The following is an 18,972-nucleotide window of genomic DNA, read 5'->3' as shown; positions in this document are numbered from 1 at the left end:
GCTCCTTCCCAGGGGGATTTGACCTCCGGGATCGCGGGGGAGGCCGGTCGGCCGCATGGGCCCGTGCGAGAAGGAAATCCCGATGTCACAGCCGCCCCAGCCGCCCAATCAGCCGCCGACGGGCGGCTTCGGCGCGCCACAGGACCCTCCGCCCGGCGGCACGCCGGCCCCCGGCTTCGGCGCTCCGCAGCCGTCGTACGGCTATCCGCAGCAGCCTCCGGGCACGCCGCCGCCGGGATACGGCTACCCGCAGCAGCCGCAGGCGCCCGGGCAGCCGCCGCAGACCCCGCCGCCGCCCGGCCCGCCCGGGGCACCGGCCACCCCGCCGCCCGCCCCGCCCGGGGCACCGGCTGCGCCGCCGCAGACCCCGCCGCCGGGAGCCGGTGGCTACGGCTACCCGGGGCAGCCCGCCGGCGGACAGCCCGGAGCGCCCGCGCACGCGCAGCCCACCCAGGTGGCGATGCCCGCGCAGCCGTACGGCACCGGTCAGCAGCAGCCCTACGGGACGTACCCCACGCAGCCCCAGCCGCAGATGCCCGGCGGCGGTCCGGGCGGCGGCACCGGTGGCGGCGGTAAGTCCAAGCAGCGGCTGATGATCATCGTGAGCGCGGTCGTCGCGGTCGCGCTGATCGCCGCCGCCGCGATCTTCTTCCTCACCAAGGAGGACGACCCCAAGGACAAGCCCGAGCCGAAGCCCACGGCGAGCGACACCCAGGGCAACACCGGGGGCAAGGACGGCTTCAAGGAGCAGCCCGCGCCCAAGGCCGTCGACGCCAGGCTGCTCGGCAAGATCCCGGCGCCGAAGGTCGGCGTCCGCGACGTGCAGGACACCGAAGGCATCTGGGCCACCGACAAGGTCTTCGCCAAGGCGAGCGTCCACCAGATCGTCGGCTACCCGGCGAACGGCGGCGACAAGGCCGTGTGGAAACTCCCGCTCGACGGCGAGGTGTGCGGGGCCTCGCCGCACGTCAACGACAAGGGCCAGACCGCGATCCTCTTCCGCGGTGCCAAGCCCACCAAGAAGAAGGAGTACCCGGAGTGCAGCGAGGTCGGCCTGCTCGACCTCAACGCCGGGAAGCTCGTCTGGCAGAAGAACGCCAAGGCCACGTCCGGGAAGGTGGACTTCGAGGAGGTCGCCATCTCCGGCGACACCGTCGCGGTCGGCACCAGCTACTACGGCGGATGGGCCTGGTCGACCGGCGGCGACGAGCTGTGGGCGCCCAGGGCCTCCGACGAGTGCAAGGACCAGGGCTACGCGGGCGGTCCGAAGCTCGTGCGCGTCCGGCAGTGCGGTGAGTACGACAGCCCTCAGGTCAAGGTCGAGAGGGTCGACCCGAAGACGGGTGAGCCGCAGTCGACGTACACGGTTCCGGCGGGCATCAAGGATGTGCACATCGCGTCCGTCGACCCGCTGGTCATCGGGGTGGAGGCCGGCGAGACCAAGAGCTTCGGCGCCTCCGACTTCTTCGCGCTCGACGACAGCGGCGAGACCGCCAAGCTGCGCTCCAAGATCTCCACGGAGAACGGCAAGTACGACGTGATGTGCCGCAGCCGCGCGGTCGAGGCCTGCCGGAACATCGCGGTCAGCCGCCAGACAGACACCCTGTTCATGTCCACGGAGTCGCGTTACAGCTCCGACGCCGGCGCGATGAACGAGGTGGTGGCCTTCAGCCTGGCCACCGGTAAGGCGATCGGCAAGACCGACGGCGTCGCGGACGCCCCGATCACCCCGCTGAAGGCGGACGAGAACGGGTACGTCATCGCCTATCAGGACGCCGGCTACGACCGGGGCGGCGTGCTCCTGCGCATCGACCCCAAGTCGTACGCCAAGGCGGTGCTGATGAACCTCCCGCTGGACTCGGCCGACGTGCAGAACGACTTCCGCGTGTCGTCCAGTGATTTCGCGTACGTCAACGAGCGCCTGTACATGGGGCAGACGGACGTGTACGACGACTCGTACAAGAAGCCCCTGGCCGTCGCCTTCGGCGGCTGATCCGGCTCAGGCGCCCGCGGCGCCACCCGCGCAGCGGCCCCGCCCGTACCACCGTGTACGGGCGGGGCCGCTGCTGTACGTGACGCCAAAGGCCGGGATTCCGCCAATCCGGAGGGCTTCTTCCGGGTAACGGGGACGGGACGTCGAACAAGCGTGTAACTTCCGGTGAGGGGGGAGCTCATGGCTGTGCGACTCATGGTGGTCGACGACCACCGCCTGCTCGCCGAGGCGCTCGCCTCGGCACTCCGGCTGCGCGGGCACCGGGTGCTCGCCGCCGCCGCGCCGAGCGCCGGAGCCGCCGAGCTGGTGGTGAGCCGGGCGCCGGAGGTGTGCCTTTGGGGTACGTCCACGCCCGCCGAGCCGGGGGCCTTCGAGCCGGTGCGGCGGATCAAGGCGGAGCGGCCGCAGGTCGCGGTCGTGGTGCTCGGGCCGGTGCCCAGCCCGCGCGGGATCGCCGCGGCGTTCGCCGCCGGGGCGTCGGGGTATGTCCGCCAGGACGAGCGGATCGACGGCGTGGAGCGGGCGATGACCAAGGCGCGCGCGGGCGAGGCCGCGGTGGCGCCGCAACTGCTCCAGGGGGCCTTCGCCGAACTGCTCAACCCGGCCGCCCAGCCGGACGACGAGGGCGCCCGGCTGCTGCAGCTGCTCACCCCGCGCGAGGTGGAGGTGCTGGTGCGGGTGGCGGAGGGGGAGGACACCCGGCGGATCGCCGCGGGCATGGGCATCGCGCCGAGCACGGCCCGTACGCACGTCCAGCGGGTCCTGATGAAGTTGGGGGTGGGCTCGCGGCTGGAGGCGGCGGCGCTGTCGGCCCGTACCGGGCTCCTGGACCGGGCGGCCCGCTCCGCGTCCTCGGCGCCCTCAGTCCCTCCGGGGCAGGTCTGACGCCGGGGGCTCCGCCGGGCGGCGCCAGGTCCAGGCCAGGAAGAAGGCGCCCAGGGCCAGCATGCCGACGCCCGTCCACAGGTTGATGTTGATGTCCTCGGCCTTCTCCAGATCGGCGTCCGAGGCGGTGATCCCGGCGATGGTGACGATCACGCCGTAGACCACGAACAGGCCGCCGATGACGCGGCGTACGTCGAAGAGCCGGGCCGCGGTCGCGGACTCGCGCTCCAGCTCCTCGACCTCGTGCTGGTACTCGTACTCACTCATGACGCGTCACCTCGGGAGCTCAGAAGGAGAAGGGGACGTAGGCCAGGGCCGCCAGGACGATCGCGCCCCAGCCCAGCAGGGCCGGCCTGCGGTACCACGCCTCGTCGCCGGCGGCCGGGGGCTCGGCCATCCCCGGTGACGTGGTGCCGTACACCAGCCCGGCCAGTGATTCCACGGGCTTGGGCGTGGTGAAGAGGGAGACACCGACCAGCACCGCGCCGCCGCAGACGAACGCCGTTGCTGAACGTGGAGGCGATGAACGCCGTCCCCAGGCCGCACAGGACGCCGACGGCTGTGACCACCCGCCCCGTGGTCAGGTAGTGCCGGTCCGGGCGGCCCCTGACGAGGTACGCGGCCCAGATGTCCTGGGTGAACACGGTGTTGAACGCGGAGACGTTGGCGGCCATCCCCGCCATGAAGGCGGCGAGCAGCCCGGTCAGGGCCAGGCCCAGCACGCCGTTCGGCAGCAGGTCGCGCATCAGCACCGGGATGGCGTCGTTGTACTGCAGACCGCTGCCCGCCTTGCCCAGCTCCGGCTCCATCACCAGGGCGATCAGGCCGGGGACGACCACGATCAGCGGGATGAAGATCTTAGGGAAGGCGGCGATGAGCGGGGTGCGCTGGGCGGCCGAGAGATTCCTGGCGGACAGGGCGCGCTGCACCTCGGCGAAGTTCGTGGTCCAGTAGCCGAAGCTCAGGCAGAAGCCGAGGCCGAGCACGATGGTCAGCCAGTTGGCGCCCAGCGGGTTGTCCGAGCCGATGCCCGTGCCGTCCCAGGCGGAGGTGAAGTTCTCGCCCCGCGCGTCGGTGAGCTTGTCCGCCAGGCCGCCCCAGCCGCCGACGTGCTTGAGCCCCACGACGGTCAGCGGGATCATCGCGGCGAGGATGACGAGGGCGGTCCGTAGCGGTGCAGCAGGAACTCCGGCACGGTCCGGACCTTCGACCCGTAGTAGAAGGGCAGCATCACAGAAGTCCAGGCTCGTCCTGACACTGCGTCTGGCGGCGAACCCGATGCCCAGTACCACCGCGAAGTAGATGCCCAGGATGGTGTAGTCGAGCCCGTTGGTGCTCAGGCGCAGGCCGTCTGCCAGGTAGCGCATGCGCGAGAAGCTATCCGAATTGCGGCGATATGTCGGAATGTCGGGCGCGCCATTGACGTCTCTGTTGAGTTGTGATTTGTTGTGTTTGCTTATGTGGGGTGTAGGGGTGAGGAGCTCCGCGGTGAAGAAGACGGCGATCCGGCTCGCGGACGGACGCGAGCTGATCTACTACGACGCCCGCGACGACGCCCTACGCGACGCCGTCGACCGGCGCCCGCTCGACCCCACCGTCACCACCTCCGAGATCCGCCACGACCGCCTGCTCGGCGAGAGCGTCGCCATCGCCTCCCACCGGCAGGGGCGGACCTACCACCCGCCCGCGGACCAGTGCCCGCTGTGCCCCTCCCGGCCCGGCCGGCCCAGCGAGATCCCCGCCGCCGACTATGACGTCGCGGTCTTCGAGAACCGCTTCCCGTCCCTGGCCGGGGACCTCGGACGCTGCGAGGTCGTGTGCTTCACCGCCGACCACGACGCCTCCTTCGCCGACCTCACCGAGTCCCAGGCCGCGCTCGTCCTGGACGCCTGGACGGACCGGACCGCCGAGCTGGCCGGACTCCCCGGCGTGGAGCAGGTGTTCTGCTTCGAGAACCGGGGCGCGGAGATCGGGGTGACGCTCGGCCACCCGCACGGCCAGATCTACGGCTATCCCTTCGCCACCCCCCGTACGGAGACGATGCTGCGCTCGCTCGCCGAGCACCGGGAGCGCACCGGCGGCCGCAACCTCTTCGACGACATCGTCGCCGAGGAGCGTGCCGACGGGCGGCGGATCGTGGCCGAGGGGGAGCACTGGACGGCCTTCGTGCCGTACGCCGCGCACTGGCCGTACGAGGTGCACCTCTACCCCCGGCGGCGGGTGCCGGACCTGCGCGGTCTCGACGAGGCCGCGCGCACAGAGTTTCCACAGCTCTATCTGGAACTGTTGAGGCGCTTCGACCGGATCTTCGGGCCCGGCCAGCCCCCGACGCCGTACATCGCGGGCTGGCACCAGGCGCCGTTCCGCCACCCCGACCGCGTGGAATTCGCGCTCCACCTCGAGCTCTTCACCATCCGCCGCACTGCCGGAAAGCTGAAGTTTCTCGCGGGTTCCGAATCCGGCATGAGTGTGTTCATCAACGATGTGCCGCCGGAGGCCGCGGCCCGACGTCTGCGAGAGGTGACGAGCGAATGAGTCAGAAGTACCTGGTTACGGGTGGCGCGGGCTATGTCGGCAGCGTGGTCGCCGCCCATCTGCTGGAGGCGGGGCACCAGGTGACCGTGCTCGACGACCTGTCCACGGGGCATCGCCGGGGGGTGCCGGAGGGCGCCGAGTTCATCGAGGGCCGGATCCAGGACGCCGCCAAGTGGCTCGACCGGTCCTTCGCCGGTGTCCTGCACTTCGCCGCCTTCTCGCAGGTCGGCGAGTCCGTGGCCGACCCGGCCAAGTACTGGGTGAACAACGTCGGCGGCACCATGGAGCTGCTCGCGGCCATGCGGGACGCGCAGGTGCGGACCCTGGTCTTCTCCTCCACCGCGGCCACCTACGGTGAGCCCGCGACCACGCCGATCACCGAGGACGCCGCGACCGCGCCGACCAATCCGTACGGGGCCTCGAAGCTCGCCGTCGACCACATGATCAGCGGCGAGTGCGCCGCGCACGGGCTGGCCGCGGTCTCGCTGCGCTACTTCAACGTCGCCGGGGCCCACCGGGCGGCGGACGGCACCACCTACGGCGAGCGGCACGACCCCGAGTCGCATCTGATCCCGCTGGTCCTCCAGGTCGCGCAGGGCAGGCGCGAGGCGGTCTCCGTCTTCGGCGACGACTACCCGACCCACGACGGCACGTGCGTCCGCGACTACATCCACGTCGCCGACCTCGCCGAGGCCCATCTGCTGGCCCTGGACAAGGCCGCCGCCGGCGAGCACCTCATCTGCAACCTCGGCAACGGCAACGGCTTCTCGGTCCGCGAGGTGATCGAGACCGTACGCGAGGTCACCGGGCATCCGATCCCCGAGGTCGCGGCCCCGCGCCGGGGCGGCGACCCGGCCGTGCTGGTGGCCTCCGCCGAGCGTGCCAGGCAGCGGCTCGGCTGGCGGCCCAGCCGCGCCGACCTCGCCGGGATCGTGGCGGACGCGTGGGAGTTCGCCCAGCGCAAGGAGACCGCGTGACCGAGGAGACCGGATGACCGACGCCGAGGAGCCGCGCCCCGGGCGCGCCGCCGCCGCCTTCCGGGAGGTGTACGGGGCGGCGCCCGCGGGCGTCTGGGGGGCGCCCGGCCGGATCAACCTGATCGGCGAGCACACCGACTACAACGACGGCTTCGTGATGCCGCTGGCGCTGCCGCACACCACGCTCGCCGCCGCCGCACCGCGCGCGGACGGCGTGCTGCGGCTGCACTCCGGTGCCGTGCCGGGCGGGACCGTCGAACTGCGGGTCGCCGAGCTGGACCCGGCCGCGGCGCGCGGCGCGGGAGGCGACCGGGGAGGCTGGGCGGCCTACCCGGCGGGCGTGGTGTGGGCCTTGAAGGACGCCGGACTGGCCGTGGGCGGGATGGATCTGCACCTCGACAGCACCGTGCCCACCGGCGCCGGGCTGTCCTCCTCCGCCGCGCTGGAGGTCGCCACGGCCGCCGCGCTGAACGATCTGTACGGGCTCGGGCTCGATTCGCGGTCGATCGCGCGGCTGTGCCAGCGCGCGGAGAACGCCTTCGTGGGCGTGCCCTGCGGGATCATGGACCAGACCGCGTCGGCCTGCTGCACCGCCGGGCACGCGCTCTTCCTCGAGACCCGCGACCTGCGGATGCGGCAGGTCCCGTTCGATCCGGCGGCCGAGGGCTTGCGGCTGCTGGTGATCGACACCCAGGTCAAGCACGAGCTGGGGGACGGCGCGTACGCGGACCGGCGCGCCTCCTGTGAGGCGGGCGCGCGGGCGCTCAGGGTACGCGCCCTGCGTGACGTGCCGTACGCGCATCTGAATTCCGTGCTCGCCGAGTTGGCCGACGACCCTGTCACGCTGCGCCGCGTCCGGCATGTGGTGACCGAGATTCGACGGGTCGAAGAGGCCGTCGCCCGTCTGGACGGGGGTGCCGTCCGGGCCATCGGGCCGCTGCTGACCGCCGGACACGCCTCGTGCCGGGACGACTTCGAAATCTCGTGCCCGGAGCTGGATCTGGTCGTCGAGGCGGCGACCGCGGCGGGCGCGCTGGGCGCTCGGATGACCGGCGGCGGATTCGGCGGCTCGGCGATCGCGCTGGTGGCGGAGGAGGACGTGGAACGGGTCTCCACGGCGGTGAACAGGGCCTTCGCGGCGGCCGGTTACCGCCCCCCGCGGCTTTTCGCCGCGCTGCCCTCCGAAGGGGCTCGCCGCCTGCTGTGAGGGGTGCGGCGGCCCGCCGCCGCACCCACTCGGCAGAACACCGTTCACGATCGAATTCCGTCAATCCTGATTGACCGGTGCCGTGATGCGGAACACTAACCCCACCGTGAACGGGCGAGGTGGGCACTTTCGTCGTTTCGCTTCTGTGGCCGCACCCCGTCCGTACGCTCTGTCTGTGCCATGCGGCTACCGCGCATGGCACAGCGTCGGTGGGGGCCGACGTCTGATCAGGGGGCGAGGATCTCCGCCCCGCATCCGGTGCCGCCTGGGGGGCGACTGTGACACGTATCCGGGTACTGGTGGTGGACGATCACCGTATCTTCGCGGAGTCCTTGGCCGCCGCCCTCGCGGCGGAGCAGGACGTCGACGTGGCGGCGGCGGGCAGTGGGCCCGCCGCGCTGCGCTGTCTGGAGCGCGGGGCGGCCGAGGGGCGCCGCTTCGACGTCGCGCTGGTGGACGCCGACCTGGGCGGCGCGGTGACGGCTCCGGCCCTTCCCTCCCTCAGCACGGCCCCCGGAGGTGCCCCCAGGGGTGCACCCACCCCGCGCCCCGCGGATGCCCTGCCCGCGAGCCCGCCCGCGGCGGACGGGATCGCCCTGGTCAGCGCGGTGCGCTCGGCGCACCCCGGGGCGCGCGCGGTGGTGCTGGCCGAGCGCGACGACGCCCGCCGGGCCGCGGCGGCGCTCCAGGCCGGGGCCTGCGGCTGGGTCGCCAAGGACTCGTCGCTCTCCCGGCTGCTCGCGGTCATCCGAGGTGTTCTGCGCGATGAGACGCATCTGCCGCCCGCCCTGCTCACCGGGGTGCTGCGGGAGCTGACCGCGGCCCGCAAGCACCGCACCGAGAGCGAGCGGCTGGTGGAGTCGCTGACTCCGCGTGAGCGCGAGGTGCTGCGCTGCATGGTGGCGGGGCTGGGCCGCAAGGCGGTCGCCGAGCGTCTCTACCTCTCCCCGCACACCGTCCGTACGCACATGCAGAACGTGCTCGGCAAGCTCGGGGTGCACTCCACGCTGGCCGCCGTCGCGCTGGCCCGCCGGGCGGGCGTCGGGCCCGTCGACCTGGACTCAGCCGGGGATGTTGTCGAACGGGGCAGTCAACTGGCGTAGCAGGCCGGCCAGGTCGGCCCGCTGGGCCTGGGTCAGTTCGCTCAGGATCGCCCGTTCCTGAGCCAGTAGTCCGGCCAGTGCCTGGTCGGCGCGGTCGCGTCCCTCGGGGGTGAGCCGGACCAGCACGCCCCGCCGGTCGCTGGGATCGGGCAGTCGCTCCACAAGGCCCTTTTTCGCCAGCCTGTCGATGCGGTTGGTCATGGTGCCCGAGGTGACCAGCGTCTGGGTGAGCAGCTGCCCGGGTGAGAGCTGGTACGGAGCCCCCGCGCGGCGCAGGGAGGTCAGGACGTCGAACTCCCACGGCTCCAGGTTGTGCTCGGCGAACGCGAGCCTTCGGGCCCGGTCGAGATGGCGGGCGAGCCTGCTGACCCGGCTCAGTACTTCCAGCGGCTCCACGTCGAGGTCAGGGCGCTCGCGGCGCCATGCTGCGACCAGCCGATCGACCTCGTCCTCCATGGAGATCAGTGTAGTAGGTCTGTCGACATGAAGTCTCTTGACGTCAAGAGATAGAAAGCGTGATGGTGGGCATCGAAGCGGGAGCACAGCTCCACCCCGGATCTACCGCACTTCGCTAGGGGGCTCGACCCATGCACACCGCTCCGCACTGGGACCCACACCAATACCTACGGCACGCCACCCACCGGACCCGCCCCTTCCATGACCTGCTGGCCCGCGTGCCACAGCTGCCCGCCGCCAGCCGCCCCGCCCGGATCGCGGATCTCGGCTGCGGCCCCGGCAACGTCACCGCCCTGCTCGCCGACCGCTGGCCCGACGCCCTGATCACCGGGTTCGACAACTCCGCCGAGATGCTGGCGGAGGCCGGCACCCGCGCGGGGCGCACCCCCGGCGGCGGGTGGCTGGACTTCCGGTTCGCCGACGCCGCGCACTGGGTGCCGGACGAGACGTACGACCTGATCGTCTCCAGCGCCGCGCTCCAGTGGGTGCCCCGCCACGCCGACTCCTTCCCCGCGTGGGTGGACGCCCTGGTCCCCGGCGGCACCTTCGCCTTCCAGGTCCCCGGCAACTTCACCTCCCCCAGCCACGCGCTGCTCGGCGAGCTGTGCGACAGCCCCCCATGGCGGGACCGGCTGGGCGGCCACGGGAGCCGCTTCGTCCACATCCTCGCCCCGGTCGACTATCTGGAGCGGCTCTCGGCGCTCGGCTGCGCGGTGGACGTGTGGGAGACCACGTACGTCCAGCTGCTGGAGGGGGAGGACCCGGTCCTGGACTGGGTCAAGGGCACCGCCCTGCGCCCGGTCCTCACCGCGCTGCGCGACGACCCCGAGGCGACCGAGGAGTTCCTCGCCGAATACCGGGACCTGCTGCGCAAGGCGTATCCCGCCGGTCCTTACGGCACACCCTTCCCGTTCCGGCGCATCTTCGTCGTGGCCCGCAGAGAGAACGCGTGAACGGAGAACGTGTAGAGAGGGAACGCGGGACCAGGATGCCGGACGGGCCCCGAGCCCGCCCGGCCTCCGGTCAGCTGCGGCGGTGGCCGACCAGGCGCGGCTTCGGCTCCAGGCCGTCGAGCCCGTGCCAGGCCAGGTTCACCAGGTGCGCCGCCACCTCGGCCTTCTTGGGCTTGCGGACGTCCAGCCACCACTGGCCGGTCAGTGCGACCATGCCCACCAGCGCCTGCGCGTACAGCGGCGCCAGCTTCGCGTCGAAGCCGCGGGCCTTGAACTCCAGGCCCAGGATGTCCTCGACCTGGGTGGCGATGTCGCTGATCAGCGAGGCGAAGGTGCCGGTGGACTGGGCGACGGGGGAGTCCCGGACCAGGATCCGGAACCCGTCGGTGTACTCGTCGATGTAGTCCAGCAGCGCGAACGCCGCCTGCTCCAGCAGCTCCCGCGGGTGGCCCGCGGTCAGCGCTCCCGTGACCATGTCGAGGAGCTGCCGCATCTCGCGGTCGACCACCACCGCGTACAGCCCCTCCTTGCCGCCGAAGTGCTCGTACACCACCGGCTTGGAGACCCCGGCCTTGGCCGCGATCTCCTCCACCGAGGTGCCCTCGAAACCCCGCTCGGCGAACAGGGCCCGACCGATGTCCAGCAGCTGCTCACGGCGTTCCTTGCCGGTCATCCGCACCCGGCGGGCGCGTCGGCCCCCCGTGGCCGCGGACCGTTCCCGCTGCTTGCCGCCGTTGCTTCTGCCGTTCTCGATCGCCACGTCGTCCATCATGCCTCCCCCCGCCGTGGGCACCCCCATGCGGTGCCCTTACTTGCGCCGGGCGTCGATGCGGGCCTCGCTGGGCCACCGCACGTCGTACGCCCAGCCCGCCTTCTCGAACCAGCGGATGATCCGGGCGCTGGAGTCCAGCTGCCCCCTCATCACGCCGTGGCGCGCGCAGGTCGGGTCGGCGTGGTGGAGGTTGTGCCACGACTCGCCGCACGACAGCACCGCCAGCCACCAGACATTTCCGGACTTGTCGCGCGACTTGAACGGGCGCTTGCCGACCGCGTGGCAGATCGAGTTGATCGACCAGGTGACATGGTGCAGCAGCGCCACCCGCACGAGTGAACCCCAGAAGAACGCGGTTGCCGCGCCCTGCCAGGACCAGGTCACCAGCCCGCCGATCACGGGCGGGATCATCAGCGAGACCACCGTCCACAGCACGAACTGCCGGGAGACCCTCCGGATCGCGTCGTCCTTGATCAGGTCCGGCGCGTACTTGTGCTGCGGGGTCTGCTCCTCGTCGAACATCCAGCCGATGTGCGCCCACCACAGCCCCTTCATCAGGGCCGGGACCGTCTCGCCGAACCGCCACGGCGAGTGCGGGTCGCCCTCGGCGTCGGAGAACTTGTGGTGCTTGCGATGGTCGGCCACCCAGCGCACCAGCGGCCCCTCGACCGCCAGCGACCCGGCGATGGCCAGCGCGATCCGCAGCGGCCGCTTCGCCTTGAACGAGCCATGCGTGAAGTAGCGGTGGAAGCCGATCGTGATGCCGTGGCAGCCGATGTAATACATGGCGGTCATCAGGGCAAGATCCAGCCAGCTGACGCCCCAGCCCCAGGCGAGGGGGACCGCCGCGGCCAGCGCGACGAAGGGGACGACGATGAACAGCAGCAGGGTGATCTGCTCGACGGACCGCTTGCTGTCGCCGCCGAGAGTGGCGGAGGGAAACGGGGTCTCCTGCGCCTTCGGCGCGTCCTCGACGACGTCGGGGCTTGCAGTCATGGGTTCCCTCAGGGGGCTCGGGGGGACGGCTACGGTTCCGTAACCTACGGCGACGTAAGTATGGCAGGGCTCGGAGACCGGGCAAGAGGGCTGTGCCATCTGCGCGCCGCCCGCCACCTATCCTGGGGGGCGTCGGACAGCGCGGTCCGCACCCCGCCAGATGTGCTCATTTCCCGCAAGGAGCCGCACCTGTGAGCAGTGCCGACAACACCAACGCCGCCCTGCGCGCCGATATCCGCCGGCTGGGCGACCTGCTCGGTGAGACCTTGGTCCGCCAGGAGGGACCCGAGCTACTCGACCTCGTCGAGCGGGTCCGCGCACTCACCCGTACGGATGGTGAGGCCGCCGCCGGGCTGCTCGGCTCCACGGACCTGGAGACCGCCGCCAAGCTCGTCCGCGCCTTCTCCACCTACTTCCATCTGGCCAACGTCACCGAGCAGGTGCACCGCGGGCGGGAACTGCACGCCCGGCGCGCCGCCGAGGGCGGCCTCCTCGCCCGCACCGCCGACCAGCTCAAGGACGCCGACCCCGAGCACCTGAGGCAGACCGTCGAGCACCTGAACGTGCGGCCGGTCTTCACCGCCCACCCCACCGAGGCCGCCCGCCGCAGCGTGCTGAACAAGCTGCGCCGGATCGCCGCCCTGCTGGACGGGCTCGCCGCGGGCGACGACGCCCGCCGCACCCAGCGGCGGCTCGCGGAGAACATCGACCTGCTGTGGCAGACCGACGAGCTGCGCGTCGCCCGGCCCGAGCCCGCCGACGAGGCCCGTAACGCGATCTACTACCTGGACGAGCTGCACGCCAACGCCGTCGGCGACGTCCTGGAGGACCTCAGCGCCGAACTGGAGCGCGTCGGGGTCCCGCTGCCCGCCGGCACCCGCCCGCTGACCTTCGGCACCTGGATCGGCGGCGACCGCGACGGCAACCCCAACGTCACCCCCGAGGTGACCTGGGAGGTGCTGATCCTCCAGCACGAGCACGGCATCACCGACGCCCTGGCCGCCGTGGACGACCTGCGCGCCGCCCTGTCCAACTCCATCCGCAACAGCGGCGCCACCGAGGAACTGCTCTCCTCCCTCCAGCGCGACCTGGAGCTGCTGCCGGAGATCAGCCCGCGCTACAAGCGCCTCAACGCCGAGGAGCCGTACCGCCTCAAGGCCACCTGCGTACGGCAGAAGCTGGTCAACACCCGCGAGCGGCTGGCGAACGGCACCCCGCACCAGGTGGGCCGCGACTACCTCGGCAGCGGCGAACTCCTGGCCGACCTCGTCCTCATCCAGCAGTCGCTGCGCGCCCACCGGGGCGAGCTGATCGCCGACGGCCGCGTCGAGCGGACCGTCCGCACCCTGGCCGCCTTCGGCCTGCAGCTCGCCACGATGGACGTACGCGAGCACGCCGACGCCCACCACCACGCGCTCGGGCAGCTCTTCGACCGGCTCGGCGAGGAGTCCTGGCGGTACGCCGACATGCCGCGCGACTACCGCCGCAAGCTGCTCGCCAAGGAGCTGCGCTCGCGCCGCCCCCTCGCGCCGTCCCCCGCGCCGCTGGACGCCGCCGGAGCCAAGACCCTCGGGGTCTTCCACACCGTCAGGGAAGCCTTCGAACGGTTCGGCCCCGAGGTCGTGGAGTCGTACATCATCTCCATGTGCCAGGGCGCGGACGATGTCTTCGCGGCCGCCGTGCTGGCCCGCGAGGCCGGTCTGATCGACCTGCACGCGGGCTGGGCGAAGATCGGCATCGTGCCGCTGCTGGAGACCACGGACGAGCTGAGGATCGCCGACCGGCTGCTGGACGAGATGCTCGCCGACCCCTCCTACCGGCGGCTGGTCGCCCTGCGCGGCGATGTCCAGGAGGTCATGCTCGGGTACAGCGACTCGTCGAAGTTCGGCGGCATCACCACCAGCCAGTGGGAGATCCACCGCGCCCAGCGCCTGCTGCGCGACGTCGCACACCGGCACGGCGTGCGGCTGCGGCTCTTCCACGGCCGCGGCGGCACCGTCGGCCGCGGCGGCGGCCCCACCCACGACGCGATCCTCGCCCAGCCGTGGGGCACCCTCGACGGCGAGATCAAGGTCACCGAGCAGGGCGAGGTCATCTCCGACAAGTACCTGGTCCCGGCGCTGGCGCGGGAGAACCTGGAACTGACCGTCGCCGCCACCCTCCAGGCGTCCGCGCTGCACACCGCGCCGCGCCAGTCCGACGAGGCGCTGGCCCGCTGGGACGCGGCGATGGAGACGGTCTCCGAGGCCGCGCACGGCGCGTACCGGCGGCTGGTCGAGGACCCGGACCTGCCCGCCTACTTCTTCGCCGCCACCCCGGTGGACCAGCTCGCCGAGCTCCACCTGGGCTCCCGCCCGTCCCGCCGCCCGGACTCGGGCGCGGGCCTGGACGGCCTGCGGGCCATCCCGTGGGTCTTCGGCTGGACCCAGTCGCGGCAGATCGTGCCGGGCTGGTTCGGCGTCGGCTCGGGACTGAAGGCGGCGCGCGAGGCCGGACTCGACGGGGTGCTGGACGAGATGCACCAGCACTGGCACTTCTTCCGGAACTTCCTGTCCAACGTGGAGATGACGCTCGCCAAGACGGATCTGCGGATCGCGCGGCACTACGTGGAGACGCTGGTGCCGGAGCCGCTGCGGCATGTCTTCGACGTGATCGAGGCGGAGCACGAGCTGACGGTGCGCGAGGTGCTGCGCGTCACGGGCGAGGCGGAGCTGCTGGACGCCAACCCGGTGCTCCAGCAGACGCTGCGGGTACGGGACGCCTACCTCGACCCGATCTCGTACCTCCAGGTCGCCCTGCTGGACCGGCAGCGCAGCGCGCGAGAGCACGGCGAGGAGCCGGACCCGCTGCTGGCCCGGACCCTGCTGCTGACGGTGAACGGCGTGGCGGCGGGCCTGCGCAACACGGGGTGACCTCCCGGTCGGGCGCCGTGGTGTTCTGCCCCTGGGGGCAGAGGTGTATTCCGGGGCTGCGCCCCGGGCCCCGGTCGCCGGCGAGCTGCGCCGCCGGCGATGTTCCGGGGCCCGGCGGCAGCGGGCTTCGCCGCTGCCGGGCGCGTTCGGGTCGCCCGGGTCAGCCGCGGGACATGCGGCGGACGAGGAGGCCGCCGCCGACGAGCAGCGCCGCGGCCGCGCCGCCGATGACCCAGACGGCGGAACCGGCGCCGGTCTCGGCGAGATTGCCGTCCTCCGCCTCGGCGGAGGCGGACGGGGACGCGCCGGGGGCGGCCGCGGAGCCCGACTCGGACGGGGTCGCCGGGGTGGACGGCTTCGCGGACGGGCCCGCGGACGTCGACGCGGACGCCGACGGAGCGGTGGTCGCGCCGTCCTCGTCCTTGCCCTCGCAGTCGGTCCAGAAGACCTTGTGCTTGGCCTTGCCGTGCTCGCCGTCGAAGTTCCAGATCAGCTTGTAGTGGCCGTCGGGCAGGGAGAGGTCCGTGGAGCGGCCGTGCCCCTTGTCGTCCAGCGTGATCGCGCCGGACTTGGCCTCGGCGCCCTTCGTGCCGGTGGGCGGCATCTCGACGATCTTCCAGTCGGCCTGCTGGCGGCCGTCGAAGCCGAAGGCGTCGAGGTAGAAGGTGCACACATGGGGCTCGTTCTTGCGGAGCTCCTCGCCGGTCGCGGCATCGTGGATCTTCACGGTGCCGTTGTCGCCGGGCGGGGTCGCGTACGCGGCGGGCGCGAGCAGCAGGGAAACCGCTGCGGCCGAGACCGCGCAGGCCGCGGGGAGAGTGCGCATGGGGGATACCAACTTCGGTGTCTACGGGGAAGTCGGGGGGTGGCGGCTCAGCTTCCTGGCAGCCCGACCGCTGGTCAACAGGGATTGCGAGGCATGCGCGGCTTTGGGGGGCAGTTGTCCCTATAACCCCGGGTAACGATCCGGTGAATGCGCCGTTCCGGATACGGCTCGAAGCGTCGAAGCGTCGAAGCGTCGAACGTGCTGTGCGCGGCCGCGGCGGCTACAGCGTCGCGAACGAGGCGATCAGCAGCGCCGCTCCCGCGATCCCCATGCCCCATCCGGTGCGCCGCATCCGCAGCCCGCCTGCCAGCACCACCGCCGCCAGCAGCAGCGAGCCGCCCAAGGGCACCCAGGCGTGCAGCACGCCCGCCGTCCCGGTCCGTACGGCCTGGTCGGTGCCGGGCTTGACCGCCACCGGCAGCCGGTCGCCGCCGCCGTCCGCGACCGCCGCGTCGACCCGCAGCGCGGCGCGCGGCTCTCCTGAGTGTCCGATCGGCGTGAACGACCCGGTGCACCACTCGTCCCCGCACGAGCGGACCGTGAGCGTGCCCCGCTCGCGGCCCTTGGTGAGCATGGCGTGCTGCGCCGTACCCCACGAGGCCCACACGCCCGCGGCGACGATGAGGAGGGCGATGAGCGCCACGGCCGTGTTCTTGGCGAGCAGCAGCAGTCCGTAGGCGCTCTCGCCCATGCGGCGCGTACGGCTCCGCTTGGAGCGGAGCGCTCCGCTCGTGGAAGACATGGCCGCGATCCTTGGCCATGGGCGAGGGCCGGGTCAACCTCGGGAGGATGGTTCGGCGGGCCCTGCGCGGCTTGTCGGGCCTGGCCGGATTTCAGGAGTTGTACGTGCTCTGGGCGCGTTCGAGGCCGTCGACGATCAGCGTCTCCACGGCGTCCGCCGCGCGGTCCACGAAGTAGTCCAGCTCCTTGCGCTCGGTGCTGGAGAAGTCCTTGAGGACGAACGCCGCGACGTCCATCCGGCCCGGCGGCCGCCCGATCCCGAACCGTACGCGGAGGTAGTCGGGGCCCAGCGACTTGGTGATCGACTTCAGTCCGTTGTGACCGTTGTCGCCGCCGCCCAGCTTCAGCCGCAGCGCGCCGTAGTCGATGTCCAGTTCGTCGTGGACCGCGATGATCTGGTCGACCGGCACCTTGTAGAAGTCGCGCAGCGCCGTGGTCGGCCCACCGGACAGGTTCATGAACGACATCGGCTTGGCGACGACGACCCGGCGGCTCGCGGGGCCCGGCGGGCCGACCCGCCCCTCCACCACCTGCGCGCGCGCCTTGTGCGCCTTGAAGCGGCCGCTCATCCGCTCCGCGAGCAGGTCGGCCACCATGAAGCCCACGTTGTGGCGGTTGGCGGCGTACTCGGGGCCGGGGTTGCCCAGTCCCACGACCAGCCACGGGCTCGCGGTGTCGCTCATCTGCTGCTCTCCTGTGCGTGTGCCGCCGCCCCGCTCCGGAGAGCGGGGCGGCGGCAGAGAAGGGGTTTCCGGGGCAGGGCCCGGAAGGCGGGGCGGAACCCCGGGAGGCGTCAGGCCTCGGCGCCCTCGGCCTCGCCCTCGGTGGCCTCCGCGGGGGCCTCGGCCTGGGCGGCGACGACCTGGAGCACGACGGCGTCCTCATCCACGGCCAGGGTGGAGCCCTTGGGCAGCTCGATGTCCTTGGCGAGCACCGAGTGACCGGCGTCCAGGCCCGCGACGGAGACCGTGACGGACTCCGGGATGTGGGTGGCCTCGGCCTCGATCGGCAGCGCGTTGAGGATGTGCTCCAGCAGGTTGCCGCCCGGGGCCAGCTCGCCCTCGGTGTGGACCGGGACCTCGACGGTGACCTTCTCGCCGCGCTTGACCAGCAGCAGGTCGACGTGCTCGATGAAGCCCTTCAGCGGGTCGCGCTGCACGGCCTTGGGGATGACGAGCTCGTTCTTGCCCTCGATGTCGAGGCCGATGAGCACGTTCGGGGTCTTCAGCGCGAGCATCAGGGCGTGGCCCGGCAGGTTCACGTGGACCGGGGCGGCGCCGTGGCCGTAGATGACGGCGGGGACCTTCTGCTCCCGGCGGGCGCGGCGCGCGGCGCCCTTGCCGAACTCGTTGCGGATCTCAGCGGAGATCTTGACCTCAGCCATGAGCACTCCTCGTAGTCGAAAGATCGATCTGGTGGGCGTCACCCGGCCCACGACAGACCTGCTACGAAGAGCGCGTCGATAACGGATGAGCTGTGCGGACACAGCCTCCCTCGCCGAGCAACTCACCGATTCTATCCCACCCGCTTGTCAACTGCGGACGCACGACCGAGGCACGGCGGACACACGACTGAGGCCACCCCGCATCCGGGGTGGCCTCAGTGGGATGCCGTTGCCGTAAGCCGGACACGGGACCGGCCTTACTCGTCGAACAGGCTCGTGACCGAGCCGTCCTCGAAGACCTCGCGCACGGCGCGCGCGATCGTCGGAGCCATCGACAGCACCGTGACCTTGTCCAGCTCGATCTCGTTGGGGGTCGGCAGCGTGTTGGTGAACACGAACTCGCTGACCTTGGAGTTCTTCAGGCGGTCGGCGGCCGGGCCGGACAGCACGCCGTGCGTGGCCGTCACGATGACGTCCGCGGCGCCGTTGGCGAACAGCGCGTCGGCCGCGGCGCAGATGGTGCCACCGGTGTCGATCATGTCGTCGACCAGGACGCAGACCCGGCCCTCCACATCGCCGACGACCTCGTGGACGGTCACCTGGTTGGCCACGTCCGGGTCACGCCGCTTGTGCACGATCGCCAGCGGGGCGCCGAGCCGGTCGCACCAGCGGTCGGCCACGCGCACGCGGCCGGCGTCCGGGGAGACGATGGTGAGCTTGGAGCGGTCCACCTTGGCGCCCACGTAGTCGGCGAGGACCGGCAGCGCGAAGAGGTGGTCGACCGGGCCGTCGAAGAAGCCCTGGATCTGGTCGGTGTGCAGGTCGACCGTGAGGATGCGGTCGGCGCCCGCCGTCTTGAGCAGGTCGGCGATCAGCCGGGCCGAGATGGGCTCGCGGCCGCGGTGCTTCTTGTCCTGGCGGGCGTAGCCGTAGAACGGGACGATCACGGTGATGCTGCGCGCCGAGGCCCGCTTGAGCGCATCGATCATGATCAGCTGTTCCATGATCCACTGATTGATCGGGGTCGTGTGGCTCTGGATCACAAAGCAGTCCGCGCCACGCGCGGACTCCTGGAAGCGGACGTAGATCTCGCCGTTGGCGAAGTCGAATGCCTTGGTCGGGACCAAGCTGACGCCCAACTGGTGGGCGACCTCCTCGGCCAGCTCGGGGTGGGCGCGGCCGGAGAAGAGCATCAGCTTCTTCTCGCCGGTCGTCTTGATCCCGGTCACAGC

17 protein-coding genes and 1 pseudogene are annotated in these 18,972 nt (G+C 71.8%); 8 read left to right on the top strand and 10 right to left on the bottom strand.

Features of this window, described 5'->3' with window-relative positions:
- Nucleotides 1–82: 82 nt before the first annotated feature.
- Together ACQUSR_RS12025 and ACQUSR_RS12020 are read left to right on the top strand one after the other, a co-directional pair.
- Nucleotides 83–1,993 carry a hypothetical protein gene (locus ACQUSR_RS12025; RefSeq protein WP_431042570.1) on the top strand — a complete coding sequence of 637 codons (1,911 nt, stop codon included), beginning with the start codon at nt 83–85 and terminating at the stop codon, nt 1,991–1,993.
- Nucleotides 1,994–2,173: 180 nt separating this feature from the next.
- Nucleotides 2,174–2,878: a response regulator transcription factor gene (locus ACQUSR_RS12020; RefSeq protein WP_431042569.1), complete on the top strand. Its 705-nt coding sequence runs from the start codon at nt 2,174–2,176 to the stop codon at nt 2,876–2,878.
- Here the strand turns inward: ACQUSR_RS12020 and ACQUSR_RS12015 are convergent.
- Both ACQUSR_RS12015 and ACQUSR_RS12010 read right to left on the bottom strand, forming a co-directional pair.
- Nucleotides 2,855–3,145 (bottom strand): hypothetical protein, encoded by a 291-nt coding sequence (locus ACQUSR_RS12015; RefSeq protein ID WP_431042568.1) that lies wholly within the window; start codon nt 3,143–3,145, stop codon nt 2,855–2,857. The two genes, ACQUSR_RS12020 and ACQUSR_RS12015, sit on opposite strands and share 24 nt — an antisense overlap.
- A gap of 19 nt (nt 3,146–3,164) precedes the next feature.
- Nucleotides 3,165–4,245, bottom strand: a pseudogene (locus ACQUSR_RS12010) (sodium:solute symporter family transporter).
- A 121-nt stretch (nt 4,246–4,366) separates the two neighbouring features.
- Between ACQUSR_RS12010 and galT the strand changes: the two are divergent.
- From galT to ACQUSR_RS11990, 4 genes are all read left to right on the top strand, one after another.
- Nucleotides 4,367–5,413, top strand: a complete 1,047-nt coding sequence (gene galT / locus ACQUSR_RS12005; RefSeq protein WP_431042567.1) for a galactose-1-phosphate uridylyltransferase — start codon at nt 4,367–4,369, stop codon at nt 5,411–5,413.
- A complete protein-coding gene (galE, locus tag ACQUSR_RS12000; protein WP_431042566.1) occupies nt 5,410–6,390 on the top strand; it encodes a UDP-glucose 4-epimerase GalE in 981 nt (326 codons plus the stop codon). Before galT ends, galE begins: the two co-directional genes overlap by 4 nt.
- A gap of 13 nt (nt 6,391–6,403) precedes the next feature.
- A complete protein-coding gene (galK, locus tag ACQUSR_RS11995; protein WP_431042565.1) occupies nt 6,404–7,597 on the top strand; it encodes a galactokinase in 1,194 nt (397 codons plus the stop codon).
- A 278-nt stretch (nt 7,598–7,875) separates the two neighbouring features.
- Complete coding sequence (locus tag ACQUSR_RS11990; protein ID WP_431042564.1) at nt 7,876–8,700, top strand: LuxR C-terminal-related transcriptional regulator; 825 nt, start codon at nt 7,876–7,878, stop codon at nt 8,698–8,700.
- Here ACQUSR_RS11990 and ACQUSR_RS11985 read toward each other — a convergent pair.
- The gene (locus tag ACQUSR_RS11985) at nt 8,659–9,156 is read right to left on the bottom strand and encodes a MarR family winged helix-turn-helix transcriptional regulator (RefSeq protein ID WP_431042563.1); all 498 of its coding nucleotides are present in this window, start codon (nt 9,154–9,156) and stop codon (nt 8,659–8,661) included. The two genes, ACQUSR_RS11990 and ACQUSR_RS11985, sit on opposite strands and share 42 nt — an antisense overlap.
- A gap of 131 nt (nt 9,157–9,287) precedes the next feature.
- On the opposite strand from ACQUSR_RS11985, the gene ACQUSR_RS11980 reads away from it, so the two are divergent.
- Nucleotides 9,288–10,109 (top strand): trans-aconitate 2-methyltransferase, encoded by an 822-nt coding sequence (locus tag ACQUSR_RS11980; protein ID WP_431042562.1) that lies wholly within the window; start codon nt 9,288–9,290, stop codon nt 10,107–10,109.
- Nucleotides 10,110–10,179: 70 nt separating this feature from the next.
- Here the strand turns inward: ACQUSR_RS11980 and ACQUSR_RS11975 are convergent, their stop codons facing one another.
- Together ACQUSR_RS11975 and ACQUSR_RS11970 are read right to left on the bottom strand one after the other, a co-directional pair.
- Nucleotides 10,180–10,881 carry a TetR family transcriptional regulator gene (locus ACQUSR_RS11975; RefSeq protein WP_431047519.1) on the bottom strand — a complete coding sequence of 234 codons (702 nt, stop codon included), beginning with the start codon at nt 10,879–10,881 and terminating at the stop codon, nt 10,180–10,182.
- Nucleotides 10,882–10,917: 36 nt separating this feature from the next.
- Nucleotides 10,918–11,877: an acyl-CoA desaturase gene (locus ACQUSR_RS11970; protein WP_431042561.1), complete on the bottom strand. Its 960-nt coding sequence runs from the start codon at nt 11,875–11,877 to the stop codon at nt 10,918–10,920.
- 191 nt (nt 11,878–12,068) lie between these two features.
- Here ACQUSR_RS11970 and ppc point away from each other — a divergent pair, with 191 nt between their 5' ends.
- Nucleotides 12,069–14,789: a phosphoenolpyruvate carboxylase gene (gene ppc, locus ACQUSR_RS11965; RefSeq protein ID WP_431042560.1), complete on the top strand. Its 2,721-nt coding sequence runs from the start codon at nt 12,069–12,071 to the stop codon at nt 14,787–14,789.
- A 160-nt stretch (nt 14,790–14,949) separates the two neighbouring features.
- Here ppc and ACQUSR_RS11960 read toward each other — a convergent pair whose 3' ends face one another.
- The 5 genes from ACQUSR_RS11960 to ACQUSR_RS11940 form a co-directional block, all read right to left on the bottom strand.
- Nucleotides 14,950–15,615, bottom strand: a complete 666-nt coding sequence (locus ACQUSR_RS11960; RefSeq protein ID WP_431042559.1) for a hypothetical protein — start codon at nt 15,613–15,615, stop codon at nt 14,950–14,952.
- A gap of 220 nt (nt 15,616–15,835) precedes the next feature.
- Nucleotides 15,836–16,357, bottom strand: a complete 522-nt coding sequence (locus ACQUSR_RS11955) for a hypothetical protein (protein WP_431042558.1) — start codon at nt 16,355–16,357, stop codon at nt 15,836–15,838.
- Between the two features lie 91 nt (nt 16,358–16,448).
- Complete coding sequence (pth, locus tag ACQUSR_RS11950) at nt 16,449–17,039, bottom strand: aminoacyl-tRNA hydrolase (RefSeq protein WP_431042557.1); 591 nt, start codon at nt 17,037–17,039, stop codon at nt 16,449–16,451.
- A gap of 110 nt (nt 17,040–17,149) precedes the next feature.
- On the bottom strand, nt 17,150–17,740 hold the full coding sequence (locus ACQUSR_RS11945) for a 50S ribosomal protein L25/general stress protein Ctc (protein ID WP_431042556.1): 591 nt from the start codon (nt 17,738–17,740) through the stop codon (nt 17,150–17,152).
- A 257-nt stretch (nt 17,741–17,997) separates the two neighbouring features.
- Nucleotides 17,998–18,969 carry a ribose-phosphate diphosphokinase gene (locus tag ACQUSR_RS11940; protein WP_304463604.1) on the bottom strand — a complete coding sequence of 324 codons (972 nt, stop codon included), beginning with the start codon at nt 18,967–18,969 and terminating at the stop codon, nt 17,998–18,000.
- Nucleotides 18,970–18,972 lie beyond the last annotated feature (3 nt).

It is taken from the genome of Streptomyces sp. P1-3, from assembly GCF_050613155.1.
In the GTDB taxonomy this organism is placed as follows: Bacteria; Actinomycetota; Actinomycetes; order Streptomycetales; family Streptomycetaceae; genus Streptomyces.
This window is presented reverse-complemented; position numbering and strand designations above follow the sequence as displayed.

Excerpts from the sequence above, each read along its gene's own strand:
- ACQUSR_RS12020 (WP_431042569.1), top strand. The coding sequence starts at position 2,174 with ATGGCTGTGCGACTCATGGTGGTCGACGACCACCGCCTGCTCGCCGAG.
- ACQUSR_RS11975 (WP_431047519.1), bottom strand. The coding sequence starts at position 10,881 with ATGATGGACGACGTGGCGATCGAGAACGGCAGAAGCAACGGCGGCAAG.
- pth (WP_431042557.1), bottom strand. The coding sequence starts at position 17,039 with ATGAGCGACACCGCGAGCCCGTGGCTGGTCGTGGGACTGGGCAACCCC.
- ACQUSR_RS11945 (WP_431042556.1), bottom strand. The coding sequence starts at position 17,740 with ATGGCTGAGGTCAAGATCTCCGCTGAGATCCGCAACGAGTTCGGCAAG.
- ACQUSR_RS11980 (WP_431042562.1), top strand. The coding sequence starts at position 9,288 with ATGCACACCGCTCCGCACTGGGACCCACACCAATACCTACGGCACGCC.
- ACQUSR_RS12015 (WP_431042568.1), bottom strand. The coding sequence starts at position 3,145 with ATGAGTGAGTACGAGTACCAGCACGAGGTCGAGGAGCTGGAGCGCGAG.
- ACQUSR_RS11960 (WP_431042559.1), bottom strand. The coding sequence starts at position 15,615 with ATGCGCACTCTCCCCGCGGCCTGCGCGGTCTCGGCCGCAGCGGTTTCC.
- ACQUSR_RS11985 (WP_431042563.1), bottom strand. The coding sequence starts at position 9,156 with ATGGAGGACGAGGTCGATCGGCTGGTCGCAGCATGGCGCCGCGAGCGC.
- galK (WP_431042565.1), top strand. The coding sequence starts at position 6,404 with ATGACCGACGCCGAGGAGCCGCGCCCCGGGCGCGCCGCCGCCGCCTTC.
- ACQUSR_RS11970 (WP_431042561.1), bottom strand. The coding sequence starts at position 11,877 with ATGACTGCAAGCCCCGACGTCGTCGAGGACGCGCCGAAGGCGCAGGAG.
- ACQUSR_RS11955 (WP_431042558.1), bottom strand. The coding sequence starts at position 16,357 with ATGTCTTCCACGAGCGGAGCGCTCCGCTCCAAGCGGAGCCGTACGCGC.
- galE (WP_431042566.1), top strand. The coding sequence starts at position 5,410 with ATGAGTCAGAAGTACCTGGTTACGGGTGGCGCGGGCTATGTCGGCAGC.
- ACQUSR_RS12025 (WP_431042570.1), top strand. The coding sequence starts at position 83 with ATGTCACAGCCGCCCCAGCCGCCCAATCAGCCGCCGACGGGCGGCTTC.